Below are 14,626 nucleotides of genomic sequence, written 5' to 3' on the forward strand. Positions count from 1 at the left end.
CCTTTATAGTTCATTCATCATCATCTCGTTTTCCAGTTCTTCTAAAAAGTGATCGGCTGTTTTGATATCTTTGCGGTAAGGCAAATGACAGACATGGAACGTGAGCGACACATACTTTCCATTTTCCAGCTGATACGTGTCCAATTGTTTTTTCAGCTTTGTCAGGACGGCCGGCATATGTTCAGCGGGCGTGTGCGTCAGCACAATCCCGATACGCTCGTCAGAGGGGCGGAACTTCTTATCCGTTTCCCGGACGCTTGTCCTAATTTGCTGACTGACATATTGGAAAAGGCGGTCCGTTTCTTTTTCACCGTACAAAGACTTAAACTCTTTGAAGTAATGCATATGAAGCAGCAAAAACACGAAAGAGTTGCCGTAGCGCTCCGCCCGCTTGATTTCTTCTGAAAGTTCCAGCTTCATCCTCTGCTTGTTATCAAATCCGGTCACTCTGTCAACAGCGACAAAGCTTTTGATTTCGGCTTGAAGCCGTGCAACTGAATGCCTTAGCTCTGCGGCAATATCATGAATTCTTCCCGATATAAAAGAAAACAACAAAAGAGCGATTCCCCACACGATAAGTATTCGCAGCCCTTCCTCAGCCGGAAACAGCGCAGCCTGTCCAGTCTGGAAAAACATCATTAAGGTGCCGAGAACAAAGAGGACGATTAAGGTCACCGCCAGCGCGTAAATCGGGCCGAACCATATGCCTGCGGCGATGACAACAAACGTGATGCAAAGGATCAGAGCGCCTTCCGATTGCTGGGCTGACACATAATAAATAAACAGAGACAGGGCTGCGACGAGCCCTGAAAAATAAGCAAATAATTTTTGTGATTCATTGAATGATATTTTCATTAAAAAGCTTCCTTTCGGCTAACAGCGGCAGCAGATTGTCAAAAGAATGCGTCTGAGCGCCGCTCATATAGCCTCCATAATACGATTTCACCGGATCAAGAATTTCAAAGTCATTCATTCTGTCATATATGGCTTTGGTGACTGAACTGTCTTCATATTGTTTTGTTAAAAACAATACGGCTAATGCGTATACGGATGGCGACTCATATTTGACGGCAGGCTCCTTCGTATCTGCCGAATATCGTCCGTACAGCTTTCCGTGTGTCTGAAATTCCTGCTTGATCCAGGCCGCTAAAACAGCGGCTTTTTCATCCCCTTCCGGCAAGTGCCAAGCAGCGTACAGCTGATCTATCAGATTGATCTCACTATCATATGTGTATTCCTTTGTCTCCGAGCTGTATACCTTTGGCAGAAAGCCATTTTTTAAAGGAGCCGAATAGAGAACATTGGCATTCCGCTGTTCTGTTCCCTCGTCTATAATTCCATTCTTCTTTAAGACAGCTAACGCATCGGGCATGACGTATGAAAGCGTCACATCCTTTGAAGCGGCCTGTGAGTCGTAAAAGTCTGTAAATAACCCGTTGTTCATATTGTATGTCTTCAAAGCCGTGCCGATATCCCGGGCCGTTTGCGCGTAGTCGCTGCGGCCCCATTTGGCGGCGGCTTGGTCAAGGGACAGCATAATTCTCATATCATCTATCAGCGCATTCGTTCCGCTCGCTTGGCCATTTTGAATCTTCCACGTCACCAAGTGATTGCTCATCAGAAATGAATCAGTCAGATGCTGATATTGCTCCTGAAAATGCGGGGCGTCATTTTTGCTGACCAAAAACGCCATCCACAGGCCGAGTGATTCTGATAAATAAGAAGGCTGGTCCGAAAAATCGGTTTTGATCAGCCCTTGGCCATTCATTAGATTGTGATAAATGAAATACTCCGCCGGCTGAAGCGGACTGGCGTTCACTTCTGCCGCCGACAGATTTTGGGTCTTATTTCCAGCCTCGGCACACCCTGCGGAAAGTCCGATAGATAAAAAGAATAAGATGACAGCTATTAACAAATGCCTCACAGGCAAATCCCCCTTTGTCGCCTGAAGCGAATCAGACGCTCACAAATATATATAGACGAAAGTATGACTGCCATGTTACAAATTACATTTACTATAAAAGAAAAAAATGCGGATTGCTAGCTTTTTTTTTCCTTTTTAAACATTTAAAAATCAGGACCTAAGTCTAATAGAAAAACCTGTGCGGTATGCACAGGTTTTTCGGTTATTTATCCAAACCGAGTTTCTTCAGCTGTTCTGCCAGCGCGTTGTTAATCGGCTCATCTTTATTATTTTGTTTTTTCATATAAGAGGAAACGTCCCGTTTGGAAGCGCGTCCTTTATCTTTGTTTTTTCGTTTTTCGAATACGGACAGTTTCTCACGGTGACCGCAGACACACGCGAAGGTCTGGCCCTCGCCTTGGCCGCGAAGCTCCATTTTTTTATGGCAGTTCGGGCAGCGCGCGTTTGTTTTTCGGGCAACCGTTTTTCTGCTTCCGCATTCACGGTCTTGGCACACAAGCATCGTGCCGCGTTTGCCGTTTACTTTCAGCATCATTTTGCCGCATTCCGGACATGCGGTTCCCGTGATGTTGTCGTGTCTGAAAGTCTGGCTGCTGTTTTTGATTTCTTTTACTGTTTGGTTAGCGTAAGCCTTCATGTCTTTAATAAAGACAGCCGATTTCAATTTCCCGGCGGCGATCGCTGACAGCTTTTGCTCCCATTCACCCGTTAAGGCAGGTGATTTCAAATCCTCCGGAACAAGCTGCAGGAGCTGTTTTCCTTTAGAAGTAATAAAAATATCTTTGTCTTTTTTCTCTATTAAAAAGCTGTTGAACAGTTTTTCAATAATATCGGCACGCGTTGCCACCGTGCCGAGGCCGCCTGTTTCACCAAGCATTTTGACGAGGCCTTTTTCTTCTCCCTGCATAAAGGCGCTTGGGTTTTCCATCGCTGACAGCAGGGTCCCTTCGTTGAAGCGGGCAGGCGGCTTCGTTTGGCCGCTTGTTTCAGTTAAGGCGCGCACGGCAAGAGAATCGCCTTTTTGAAGTGCAGGGAGTGTCTGATCTCTGTCATCCTCCTGCTCGTCATCTTCATCCGCCATATCATAAACGGCTTTCCACCCTTGCGACTGTACGGTTTTACCTTTCGCCGTAAAAGTTTCTCCGCCGATTTCTGCGATGACCTTTGTTTCCTCATATTCGAATGCCGGCATTAACACAGCAAGGAAACGTTTCGCAATCAGGTCGTACAGCTTTCGTTCTTTATCGCTTAGACTGCTGAGAACGAGCGGCTCCTCGGTCGGGATAATCGCGTGGTGGTCTGACACCTTCGCGTCATTGACGTAGCCTTTGTGGGATTTGATGCCGCGTTTTTTAATTTGATTGACATATTGGGCATACGGTCTTACTTCCATACCTTCCAGACGGTCTTTTAACGTCGGAACGATATCACTGGATAAAAATCTTGAGTCTGTCCGCGGATATGTGACGAGCTTATGCTGCTCATACAGCTTTTGCAGCACAGAAAGCGTTTCTTTGGCGGAAAATCCGAAGCGTTTGTGGGCGTCGCGCTGCAGCTCCGTTAAATCATAGAGCGCAGGCGCGAAGCTTTTTTTCGCTGTTTTTTTCAGCTCAGCAATGACCGCTTGCTTTCCGTCGAGGTCTTTTAGCAACCGGCTTGTTACGTCTTGATTGAACGTTCTCGTCTGCTTTGTTTTTTGATCCTGCCAGGTCAGCGTCATGCCATCAACCGCCGCGCGGATGCCGTAGTATGGAACCGGCGTAAACGCTTGAATGTCGGCTTCACGCTTTGCAATCATGGCAAGCGTCGGTGTCTGCACACGGCCGCAGGAGAGCTGGGCATTGAATTTTGTGGTGAGCGCACGGGTCGCGTTAATTCCCACAATCCAATCCGCTTCCGCTCTGGCGACGGCAGAATGATACAGATTTTCATATTCTTTGCCGTTGCGCAGCTTTTGAAAGCCTTCCTTGATCGCTTTATCTGTCACAGATGAAATCCACAGCCGCTTGATCGGCTTTTTGACATTCGCTTTTTCAATGATCCAGCGCGCAACAAGCTCCCCTTCCCGGCCTGCATCAGTCGCGATGACAATATGATTGACGTCTTTACGGATAAGCTGGGATTTGACCGCATTGAACTGTTTTCCGGTTTTTTTGATCACCACAAGCTTTAGGGGCTCAGGGATAATCGGCAGATCCTCCAGACGCCATGATTGAAATTCTTTTCCATAGCCTTCCGGATCAGCAAGTGTTACCAAGTGGCCTAAAGCCCATGTAACAATATATTGATCGCCTTCGAGATAACCGTTTCCTTTTTTATGGCACTTCAGCACCCGGGCCAAATCCCGGCCGACTGAAGGTTTTTCAGCTAATACAACTGTTTTTGACATGCTTGATCACTTCTCTTTCTTTCACGCTCATCCTTTTATTATAACAGACTTGAACAAGCACTCTCTAACCGCGCCCGTTTTTCGTGTCGATTTCCGAGAAAATAACGTGAGTGACGGTTTGCGCGTATGGCGATGTTTTGTTTATAAAATCTTCTACCGCTTCAAGGCTTTCAGCGTTGATTTTCAGCATATAGCAGGCCGCGCCGGCAATCCGGTAACAAAATTCGATATTCGGCAATGTTTGAATATAGCTTTTGAACCGCTCGTAATCCGCGTTTTTGACGGTTGCTTCCACAATGCAGGAAACGGGGAGCCCCAGTTTTTTCTGATCGACCTCTAGTGTGTATTGCTTAATGACGCCGAACGATTCAAGCTGCCTCACCCGTTCTGTCACGGATGGCGGCGACAGCTTAATTTTCCTGCCTAATTCCCTCATCGACAAACGGCTGTCCTTTTTCAGCTCCTCAATGATTTTCAGATCAACCTGATCAAGTTTCATGTCAACATCCTTCTTTTATGATTTTGTTCACATTATCTCGGGTATTTTTGTAAATGACAAGTAAAAGATTTGGTTTTTATTGACTATATACAAAACAAATTGTAATATATAATTTACATTTAGTAATATATAAATTGCATAGAGGTGGACAGATGACAAATCGGGTAAAACTAGCACGGGTGGAAAAGGGGTGGACCCAAGCTCAATTAGCACAACAGATTAAAGTAACCAGACAAACCATCGGATTAATTGAAAAAGGCAAGTACAATCCGACACTACAGCTCTGCATTGCTATTGCACAAGCGCTCGATAAGACACTGGATCAGTTATTTTGGGAAGGAGATGGCCATTAATGAAGCATTTATTTTTCAATTTTAGAGATGAATATATCGAAAGAAAAATGAAACAATTTTATGGAGAAGCAGGATTTTTACTGGCCGCCTTAATGCTGGCAGATCTCATTATCAGAGGTTTTATTCTTCACCGTGAACCGATAGAGTACATGGTAAGTGGAATAGGATTTGCCCTCTTCGCAGGATATATCCTCATTCGCTATCTATTATCAGGGCTTGAGCACCCCGATATTGCCACTAAAGCAGCCTACCGAAAAAAAAGAAAAGAAATAATAGCAGTGAGTGTTACATCAGGTGTGATATTTTTCATCATCACTATCTTGTTTACAGACGTTCCTCGTACTCTTAACGAGTGGCTGGACGCTCTCATACTCACAGTTCTATTTTTCTTCTTTTATTTTATGCTCAACTTTTTAAGCCTTCGCAGATCTTTCCTTAAAAATAAAGATTTGTCAGACGACAAGTAGGATAAAAATGAATGTTTTTCGAACATTTTCTGAAAGCCGCCATATGGCTCTCCGGATTGTTTATCATATAGTATGAAAACGTGTCCACAAGGAGGGCGATTTATGCTGCAAACACCGATCGGAAGACTTCGCACGATGGGTTTTATTGAAGGAATGTCACTCTTAATCCTGCTGTTCATCGCCATGCCGCTGAAATATTGGGCAGGCCTTCCGCTTGCGGTGACCATTGTCGGTTCGGTTCACGGCGGATTGTTCATTTTGTATTTGCTTGTCTTGGCGTATGCGGCCTTCTCTGTCAAATGGCCGCTGAAATGGTCAGCCGCCGGCTTTATCGCCGCTTTTGTCCCATTCGGAAACTTTTTGTACGACCGCGGGTTAAGAAAATATAAATAACAAAAGGCTGGATCTATATGGTCCAGCCTTTCTTATTACAACCACTTTGTCAGCCACGCGATATAGTAGGCGCCCGGAATAAACATCAGCTGGGCGAGGAGTGTCCCCGCCACTCTTGATGTGACCATCGTGACAGAGGTCCATTTTAAATACGTATAGCTTCGTTTTCCTTTTGCCACATCATCGGCAAGAACGGATACCTTTGGGTCAACAAAAACCGCCAGCAACATCGTCGCAATTCCGTTGATTAAACCCGATGCCATGACGGCTGTCGTGCTGCGTTCCGGAGCCAGAAGGCCTGCGTACAAAGCCGAAAGCACACCGATCGTATATATGGATGTGATCAGCATGTTGATAACAAACAATCGCTTCGGTATCAAGCGGATATGAAATCCTTTTACATACGAAAGAGACGGCAGACGCAAATAGGAAAGGGCATTTTTGAAACCTTGCTTCGAGAATCCCTTTTGGAACACTTGCAAAACAGAGCCGCCGCCGCTCGCCAAGTGAATAATCGCCCGTGAAAATAAAGCGACAAAAGACGGGAGCAGGATAATGCCCAGAAGGGTGCCGACTGTCGATCCGAATATCAAGAAGCGGAACTGCCCGGCGACAATCGCCAGTGCGTTTTTTCCCGCATCATCAATTAAATGTCCGGTAAAGGGCTGCTGCACCATGTTCGACATTCTGGACACGATGACCATGACATTAAACAGGGAAAGCGCGGACGCAATAAATCCAACGCGGGCTCCGGAAAGCCTGGTGGCGTAGGCTAAGGTTTCTATCGAGTGAATCAGTAATAAAAAACAGAAAATAAAAAGCACTTGTGTTGTCATGACATGCACGTTATTCTTCCTCCAATTTCATCCTAGAGATAAGACTGGAAAGAAGACGAGCAGGTTTCAATGCGATGTGCTTTTCACAATAAAAAAACCGCCGGCGTACGCCGAGCGGTTTGTCTTATTCTTTTCTATAGGCAAATAAAGATTATATGATCCGCCAAATCGGGCGGTTAGATTCATGAAGCATTGTTCCGTAGAATCATTCTGGAAAGTAAACACCATGGAATTTTCTTGAACACAAGACAACGAAAGCCCTACCTCTCAATCGTCACTGCGGCTCCGAAGCCGCGCCGGTGTGAATTGTAAAACAAAAAAGTCTTTTTTCCATCTCATCGTTAGGGGCGATTTGTTATGAAGGAAAAGAATAAGGGCAGCTGATGTGCTGCTTGGGAAGCGGTAAAGCTTCTCTCTCAAAACAGAAAAAAGAAGTTTACTTTCTTTTTTATTTGCTTATTTCTTGCTTAGCTATTCATGATAACATATCGCCCCTGCAATTACAACTTTTTATAAATCAAGTGAGACTGGCGTTTTCTCTCCGGCATTCATTAATCTGATATCCTCCGGTTCAATTTCAAGAATCACCAGATTCGGGTCATCCTTGCCGTCAAACCAACGCTCTAGCTTAGGATTCCATATTTTGTCCTTCAGTTCTGCCGAATTGTTGATTTTGGCTTTTCCGGCAACTTCGACATACGCGTCGCCAAAGCCTTCACAATCATAGCCTAATAAAATATGGACATTGGGGTTGTTCTCAATTTCTTCCGCTTTATGTGTTTCCTTGCTTGTGGGTGTGTAAATCTTCAGCCCATCATGGAAAAAAGTCATGTAGCGGGAATGCGGCTTGCCCTTTTGAACCGTTGCGAGCGAGCCTACTTTGTGATGATCTAGAACATCAAGCACCTTTTGTTTAATGTCTTGCTGATTCATCATGAATCACTCCTTTTTAACGTCTCCGCTGTTACTTTTCCACATCCGGGGAAGATTTAAACAAGAAAATGCGCCTTTATTTTAATCCTTTCCATTCACGCTTCAGCAAGCTGTAATAAACAAGGTCATGATACCTGCCTTCAATGAATAAGCCATCCCGTGCCGTTCCTTCCTCTTGAAAGCCGAGCCGCTTAGGGACCGCTCTGCTTTTTTGGTTTCCGACAGCCGCACAGAGAGCAACGCGATTCAGCTCAAGCTCATCAAAAGCGTACGTGATGAGTGTTCGGCAAGCAGCGGTAACGATGCCTTTGCCTTCATATTCTTTGGCAATCCAGTATCCGATTTCCGCTTTTCGATTTACTTGATCAAGGTTATGCAGGCCGATCATGCCGCATAGGCTGCCGTTATAAAGGAGCCCCGCCTCAATGCCGTTCAGGTCGGCATACTGGCGCCGCCAATCTGGAATGATCGTTTCTCTGTACGTTTCAGCGCTGCTTGGATTTTCCGCAAAAAACAGCCACTTGCTAAGCCTCTCCTGATTTTGGATAATGAGTTCGGCAAGCCGCTCCGCATCCTTTGGCTCCAATAATCGGATGGTGATGCGCTCATTTACCTTGCAGGTGAACATTCCCTCGCCCTCTTTCCTTTTTTACCCATTATAACGATGATTCCGTTTTTTTCAATACAAAAAAGGATGGGCTGTTAAGCCTCATCCTTATATTCTTGGATCGGTAAAGATATCATGTTTATCTGTGCTCGTCGAAGACATTTCCGTCACCACGGCACCTTCTTCCCCGGCTTGGAACCAATGCTTTGTGTTCGGCGGAATCGTGTATTGCCCGCCCGGTTCAAGTTCAATTTCGTGCCAGACCGTATAGTGTTCACTGTCCTCATGCGGCGGAAGAACCTTTGGAAGTTGCGTTTTTTCGCCTTCTACGTAAAGATACACTTTTCCGTAGCGGCAGCGGAATGTCTCCTGCTTGCCTTCTTGGCCGTCGACCGGCGGATGGCGGTGTTCCGGGCAAGTCTGTTCAGGAAACAGCACCAGTTCTTTTGAGCAATAACGGTCTGTATTGACGTAGACGAAGAGCTGGAGCCCGACTTTTCTTTCTTTGCCTAAGCCGTAGTCCATTAGCTGGATTTGGTCTACTTCCTCATCCGTTAATACAATACCGGCTTTTTGATAATAGCTGTTCACTTCCTCTTTCGTGATGCTCATGTGTCTCACTCCCTCTTACGTCGTCACAAAATCTCCGCCGTTGACATGCAGCGTCTGGCCTGTCATGTAAGATGACTCATCTGAAGCCAGCAGCACATAACAGCCGACATGCTCAACAGGCTGACCCGGACGGCCCATCGGCGTATTTTGTCCAAATTGAGCGACTTTATCTTCAGAGAACGTAGATGGGATTAACGGTGTCCAGATTGGACCCGGTGCGACTGCATTGACGCGAATGCCGTCTTTGACAAGCGCCTGCGCCATTGTTCTTGTAAAGGCATTGATCGCCCCTTTTGTCGCTGTATAATCAATCAGCGACGGGTTCCCCCGATATGGGTTGATGGATGTCGTGTTGATGATAGCGCTGCCCGATTTCAAGTAATCAATTGCTTTTTTAGTCAAATAAAATTGAGAATAAAAGTTTGTTTTGAATGTGCGGTGAAGCTGTTCGCTCGTAATCTCTTTGATGCTTTCCTTCGGATGCTGTTCACCGGCATTGTTTACAAGGATGTCAAGGCCGCCAAGTTCTTTGGCCGTTTTTTCAACCGCTTCATTGCAGAAATCCTCTTCGCCTACATCACCAGCGATCAGCAGGCATTTTACGCCTTCTTGTTCTACACGCTTCTTCGTCTCTTCGGCGTCCCCATGCTCATCCTTATACACAATGGCGATGTCAGCGCCTTCCTTTGCGTAAGCGACGGATACCGCGCGCCCGATCCCGCTGTCGCCGCCTGTAATGAGCGCTGTTTTTCCTTTTAATTTATCCGCTCCTTTATAATCCTCGTACTCATACACCGGACTTGGATTCATTTCACTTTCAATCCCCGGCTGGCGATTTTGGGTTTGTGCCGGCAGTTCTTTTGGATAATTGGCCATGATGATTCTCCTCCTTTGTTTTCATGTCTATTTGTTTTGTACCTCAGACAGCCTTTGGATAAACATGGATTGGCATCTTCACATTGCTTTATCAGAAAAATGTTTCACATGAAACGCAAGGAGGAAATAACTTGCAAAGGAGGTTGCTGAATGATGAACATGCTTTCTAAAACATTCAGCAGGCCAAAGGGCGTAATCGGTATGATTGCCGGGTACATCATGGCTGCTGAAAATCAGACACTGAATCAGTGGACAATCAATCAGCTGGGAATCACACGGGGGGACAGTATTTTAGAAGTCGGATTTGGACCGGGATACTGCATGCAGCAGATGCTGAAACGCGAAAAGGACGTTCAGCTCCATGGGATTGATGTGTCAGAGACGATGCTGAAGCTGGCCGCCCGCAGAGTAAAATCGAAAGGTGTGCGCTTAATGCAGGGAAGCATCGAGACATTTCCTCTCACCGCCTCGTTTTATGATAAAGTGATTTCTGTTAACAACTACACCATTTGGAATGACCAGACAAAAGGCGTGAAACAGATTTATCGGGCGCTAAAGCCCGGGGGCAGAGCAGCGATTACGATGCAGCCGCGGGAAGCGGACGCCAGCCCTGAGAGAACCAAATCATTTGCAAAACAGATGATTGCCGACTTCAAAACAGCCGGCTTCGAAGACATTGAGTTGCAATTTAAACACATTAAGCCTGAGCTTTCTGTCTGTGCAACAGCAAAGAAGCCCGCCACATAAGTGACGGGCATTTTTTTACGAATGCACGGCCTGCTTGCGCAAGACGTCTTTTTTCACCTTGCCGAGGTTATTTTTCGGCAGTTCGTTAACGAACTCCACTTCGGGTATTTTGTAAGCGGACAGGCGTTCTTTACAATATGCGATAACTTCCTCTTCCGTTAGACGCTGGCCGCCGTTTGCCACAATAAATGCTTTTGGTTTTTCCCCGTACAGCGGGTCTGGTATACCGACCACCGCTGTTTCAAGGATTCCCGGGACCTGCTGGATGACTTCTTCAACCTGATCCGGATAGACGTTGTCTCCTCCGAAAATAATGACATCCTTGTAGCGTCCAGTAATGAAAATAAAACCATCTTCATCTACATAGCCTGAATCTCCGGTTTTGAACCAGCCGTTTTGCAGCACTTTCGCTGTCGCTTCAGGATTGTCTTCATAGCCTTTAAATAAAAATGGCGTGTGAACAACGATTTCGCCGATTTCCCCTTGAGGGAGTTCTTCTCCCGTCTGAGGATCTTCCACTTTAACTTTCACACCTGCCACAGGTTTTCCCGCAGATGCGGCTTTATCCATTCCCATTTCAGGCATCCATGTGCTGATTCCCCAAGCCTCAGTGCTTCCATAGCCGTGTGCGAGCGGGATGCCGATATCAAGATAGCGGCGAATCAGGCTGCTCGGCACTTTTGTTCCGCCAGTCATTAAAATAACAAGCGAAGATAGGTCGGTTTGGTGTGTTTCCCATGCTTCAAGCAAATACGTGTAAAACACGGGAAGAGCCATCACGGTTTGAACCTTTTCTTCTTCAATGATTTTCAGCATATCAACAGGATCTTGATCCTTTGTAAAAATAAAGGTTGTTTCTGCAAAAGTTCCCAGCATGATGCAAATGAGCGCACTCGTATGATAAATCGGATGGCACGCGAGAAAACGCAGGCCCTTCATACGTGTTGTTGAACTTTTGGACCCTGTTACGTATCTATATATGCCGCCATGTGTGATCATGCATCTTTTCGGGTTTCCGGTTGTGCCGGACGTAAACATCAGAAGCGCTGTATCATTAGGGGAAACCATTTCAGTTTCAGGCAAATGATCAGGACCGGCAAACAGAGCTTCAAATTCAGCAGACGTTTCGTAAGCTGTTCCAGTTGCCATCGTTACAGACAATGAGCTCAGTTCAGGAAGAACTTCGTCCAGTTTCTCTTTAAACTCCGCTCCGTAAAACAGCGCTTTCGGTTCACTAGCTTTTAAAATGCCTGTCATTTCATATGGTTTGAGCTGCCAGCTGACAGGTACGACAACAGCGCCTATTTCAAGCGCGGCGAACATAATAGTTGAGGCGGGATGTCCGTTTTTGCAAAGCAATGCAACACGGTCGCCTTTTTGAATTCCTTTTTGCAGCAGGGCATTCGCCAGCTGATTAATCCGTTTGCGGTAACCTGCATATGTCAGTGTATGGCCTCCGCTTTTTACAGCCTCTATTTCTTCGCTATTCGGCATGTCATGCAGAATCAGATGCTGTAATGTTTCCATATTGTCATCTCCTATATTCTCTTGAATCTTCAATAATTTGTTAGGTTTTCTTCCTCACCTCACCCATTTTAACCCAAAAAAGATAACTTGTAAAACTATTTCATTTTGGAACTATTCCATTAATGAATGATAAAATAGTCCCGCATTTTGTCATTTTGTACACCATCCACATAAAAACACACGCCAATTTTTTGACGTGTGCCATGCGGGATTACAATATGTTTTTTTCTTTCATCCATGTGAAGAATATGCGGTTTAATCGTTGATACAGTCCTTGTTCTCCCTCTCCCTGAAACCCCGCCATGCTTTCGCTGCTCTCGATAATGGCGGAACTGATCGCGCTTAAAATCTCCGATCCTTCAGCAGATAATGAGCCAGGCGCCATCATCACGAGAATGCGTGTCATACTGAGGGTATTTCCGTCCATGCCATTCACTTCATAAGAGGTGCTGAGATCATACATTTTGAAAAAAGGCAGGACGATTTCATCATTTTTGAGATGATAAAGCGCCATGTTGGTCCCCGGAATTCCCAATCCCCCTTGTTTCTCCCGCTCCGCCAGACAAACCGCGGCTTTTTTCGGATCACGGATCAAGCCATCCTCCTTCAGCTGTTGAAAAAGCTCTGACAGAAGCTTGCTATGATCCGAGTTTGTTTGGAGTTGATTAAGTGTAAAGTGGCGCAGAACATCTTGAATGACGGCCATGTACCGCCCCATGCTTTCCGATGCTGCCAGCATGTCAGGCACGTCAGCTTGCTGCGCCTCTTCCTTAGGCGTTCTTTTTTTCTCAAGAATGAGCGGAATTTTCCGCTTGATATACTGTTTTACCTGATTTGCGTCTTCCTCATTTAAAAGCGGACTAACCATAATGTAATCGATGTTTTCGTAAGGAATCGGCACGGTGGAAACAATCATATCATAGGCTTGAACTTTCCTGCCCTTCAGCTCGATCAAGGATGACATATCAAACGATTCAATTTCCGGCAGCTCTTTCTTCAGTCTGGAAGCAAGCATTTTCGAAGACCCGATCCCGCTTGAGCAGACGACAAGCGCTTTCACTTTGGCTTCTTCTTTTTTGATTTCAAGGGCCGAGCCGAAGTGAAGGACGATAAAAGCGATCTCATCATCAGAAAAGGACATGCCCGGAAAATACTTTTCCACGCCTTCTTCGATCGCCATATAAAGCAGAAAATAATCGCGTTTGATCTGTTCCTTCATCGGATTGTATATTTCGATATTTTCTTTTATGCGGCTGACAGCCGGCTCCAAATGGGCAATCAGTCCTTCATATAAAGAATAGTTTTTCGTAAGATCCATTCTGATTTTGTCTGAAATAAAAGCAATGAGCCGCTTTGTATGCAGGGCTGTTTCCAGTTCGATTTCCTGCGCTTTGTATTCTGTTTTGTACTTTCGATTGGCGCTTCGAAGGTGGATTGTAATATAGCCCACCTCCGCCTCCGGAATCGTCACGCCGAAGGCATGTTCAAGTTCGTCCGCGATTTCAAGAGCTGAGCTGTATTCCTTCGCATTCTTCAGTTCCTCAAGCTCATTTTGCTCCATAGCAATGGTTTCCCCAAGCTTGATCCGCTCGATTGCATACGTCAGATGGACGACGAGTGCTATATAAGAGCTGTCGGACAATGAAAAGGCGATTTCTTCTTTCAGCTGAAATAGGATACGCTCCATTTTTAACAGCTCGCCTTTGCTGACTACGCCGAACATTTTCTCTGAAGAATCAGCTTTACCTTTGATGTTTAATTCTACCGCTTCTAAAAACATTTGGATGTCGAGGCGGTTCACAATCAGGTTGCCGACAATTTTACGTTTCGCATTCTCCGGCCCTATGAGCTGGATGCCAATACCTCTTTTACGAATCAGTGTCAATCTAAAGGGAGAAATCCATTTCTCCAGCTCGTCTAAATCATAGCTGACCGTGGCATTCGTCACCTGCAGGTCATGGGCAAGCGTGTACAGCTTGACGGGCTCCTGAGACTCTAATAGCGAACAGAGAATGAGCAGCTTTCGTTCATCCGCGCTGTATTCATGCTGTTCATATGTTAAGTCGGTAAGCAGCTTTTGTTTATTCTCGGGACTTCCCACTGCCTTCAACCCTTTGCCAGGCTGTTTATCGAGCGTAAGCCCGACGGGTTCCATCAGCGGCTTAATTGATTTGAGCTCCCTGTGAATGGTTCTCGTGCTGACTTCCATCAGCTCAGCAAGCTCAGTTACGGTTACATACCGGTTTTGTAATAATAAGTGCTTTAAAAGCTTTTGTTCTCTGGCAGTCATATACATCAAAAAGGCCTCCTAGACAGTCGTGATGTGCGGATGAAGTCGCAAGGAGATACAGGAGAGGAATAAGAGAGGTTTTCTTTATAATATAAAACGCTTTCAAACGAGATTCAATCACTTATAAATGGGAATTTGGCATCAAGCGGTGTGACAATATTGAAAAAGCACCA

At 45.6% G+C, this 14,626-nt stretch carries 15 protein-coding genes; 4 read left to right on the forward strand and 11 right to left on the reverse strand.

The window, feature by feature from the left end; genetic code table 11:
* Positions 1-3: 3 nt before the first annotated feature.
* The 4 genes from ACMX2I_RS19620 to lrpC form a co-directional block, all read right to left on the reverse strand.
* Complete coding sequence (locus ACMX2I_RS19620; RefSeq protein ID WP_414958078.1) at positions 4-855, reverse strand: diguanylate cyclase domain-containing protein; 852 nt, start codon at positions 853-855, stop codon at positions 4-6.
* Complete coding sequence (locus ACMX2I_RS19625; RefSeq protein WP_414958079.1) at positions 836-1,924, reverse strand: lipoprotein YdaJ; 1,089 nt, start codon at positions 1,922-1,924, stop codon at positions 836-838. Before ACMX2I_RS19625 ends, ACMX2I_RS19620 begins: the two co-directional genes overlap by 20 nt.
* Before the next feature lie 202 nt (positions 1,925-2,126).
* Positions 2,127-4,313 (reverse strand): DNA topoisomerase III, encoded by a 2,187-nt coding sequence (locus tag ACMX2I_RS19630; RefSeq protein ID WP_414958080.1) that lies wholly within the window; start codon positions 4,311-4,313, stop codon positions 2,127-2,129.
* Positions 4,314-4,377: 64 nt separating this feature from the next.
* Positions 4,378-4,812 (reverse strand): transcriptional regulator LrpC, encoded by a 435-nt coding sequence (lrpC, locus tag ACMX2I_RS19635; protein WP_394717015.1) that lies wholly within the window; start codon positions 4,810-4,812, stop codon positions 4,378-4,380.
* Positions 4,813-4,964: 152 nt separating this feature from the next.
* On the opposite strand from lrpC, the gene ACMX2I_RS19640 reads away from it, so the two are divergent.
* The 3 genes from ACMX2I_RS19640 to ACMX2I_RS19650 all read left to right on the forward strand — a co-directional run bounded on the left by ACMX2I_RS19640 (position 4,965) and on the right by ACMX2I_RS19650 (position 6,025).
* The gene (locus ACMX2I_RS19640; protein ID WP_414958081.1) at positions 4,965-5,165 is read left to right on the forward strand and encodes a helix-turn-helix transcriptional regulator; all 201 of its coding nucleotides are present in this window, start codon (positions 4,965-4,967) and stop codon (positions 5,163-5,165) included.
* Positions 5,165-5,632: a DUF6773 family protein gene (locus ACMX2I_RS19645; protein ID WP_414958082.1), complete on the forward strand. Its 468-nt coding sequence runs from the start codon at positions 5,165-5,167 to the stop codon at positions 5,630-5,632. Before ACMX2I_RS19640 ends, ACMX2I_RS19645 begins: the two co-directional genes overlap by 1 nt.
* Before the next feature lie 102 nt (positions 5,633-5,734).
* Entirely contained in the window at positions 5,735-6,025 is a 291-nt protein-coding gene (locus ACMX2I_RS19650; protein ID WP_019257503.1) for a DUF3817 domain-containing protein, read from the forward strand.
* 35 nt (positions 6,026-6,060) lie between these two features.
* On the opposite strand, the gene amj is transcribed toward ACMX2I_RS19650, so the two are convergent.
* The 5 genes from amj to ACMX2I_RS19675 all read right to left on the reverse strand — a co-directional run bounded on the left by amj (position 6,061) and on the right by ACMX2I_RS19675 (position 9,889).
* Positions 6,061-6,870 carry a lipid II flippase Amj gene (gene amj, locus ACMX2I_RS19655; protein WP_414958083.1) on the reverse strand — a complete coding sequence of 270 codons (810 nt, stop codon included), beginning with the start codon at positions 6,868-6,870 and terminating at the stop codon, positions 6,061-6,063.
* A gap of 501 nt (positions 6,871-7,371) precedes the next feature.
* On the reverse strand, positions 7,372-7,794 hold the full coding sequence (locus ACMX2I_RS19660) for a pyridoxamine 5'-phosphate oxidase family protein (RefSeq protein WP_394716823.1): 423 nt from the start codon (positions 7,792-7,794) through the stop codon (positions 7,372-7,374).
* Positions 7,795-7,870: 76 nt separating this feature from the next.
* Entirely contained in the window at positions 7,871-8,422 is a 552-nt protein-coding gene (locus tag ACMX2I_RS19665) for a GNAT family N-acetyltransferase (protein ID WP_394716824.1), read from the reverse strand.
* Positions 8,423-8,509: 87 nt separating this feature from the next.
* Positions 8,510-9,013 (reverse strand): D-lyxose ketol-isomerase, encoded by a 504-nt coding sequence (gene lyxE / locus ACMX2I_RS19670; protein WP_087993000.1) that lies wholly within the window; start codon positions 9,011-9,013, stop codon positions 8,510-8,512.
* A gap of 15 nt (positions 9,014-9,028) precedes the next feature.
* Positions 9,029-9,889, reverse strand: coding sequence for an SDR family oxidoreductase (locus ACMX2I_RS19675; protein ID WP_414958084.1), 861 nt, complete (start codon positions 9,887-9,889; stop codon positions 9,029-9,031).
* Between the two features lie 150 nt (positions 9,890-10,039).
* Here ACMX2I_RS19675 and ACMX2I_RS19680 point away from each other — a divergent pair, with 150 nt between their 5' ends.
* Entirely contained in the window at positions 10,040-10,636 is a 597-nt protein-coding gene (locus tag ACMX2I_RS19680; RefSeq protein WP_414958085.1) for a class I SAM-dependent methyltransferase, read from the forward strand.
* Positions 10,637-10,651: 15 nt separating this feature from the next.
* On the opposite strand, the gene ACMX2I_RS19685 is transcribed toward ACMX2I_RS19680, so the two are convergent.
* Positions 10,652-12,163, reverse strand: coding sequence for a class I adenylate-forming enzyme family protein (locus tag ACMX2I_RS19685; protein WP_414958086.1), 1,512 nt, complete (start codon positions 12,161-12,163; stop codon positions 10,652-10,654).
* 211 nt (positions 12,164-12,374) lie between these two features.
* Positions 12,375-14,459, reverse strand: coding sequence for a mannitol operon transcriptional activator MtlR (gene mtlR, locus ACMX2I_RS19690; protein ID WP_414958087.1), 2,085 nt, complete (start codon positions 14,457-14,459; stop codon positions 12,375-12,377).
* Positions 14,460-14,626 lie beyond the last annotated feature (167 nt).

Origin of the sequence: Bacillus sp. SW14, from assembly GCF_047608225.1 — a bacterium.
GTDB classification, from domain to species: Bacteria; Bacillota; Bacilli; order Bacillales; family Bacillaceae; genus Bacillus; species Bacillus subtilis_G.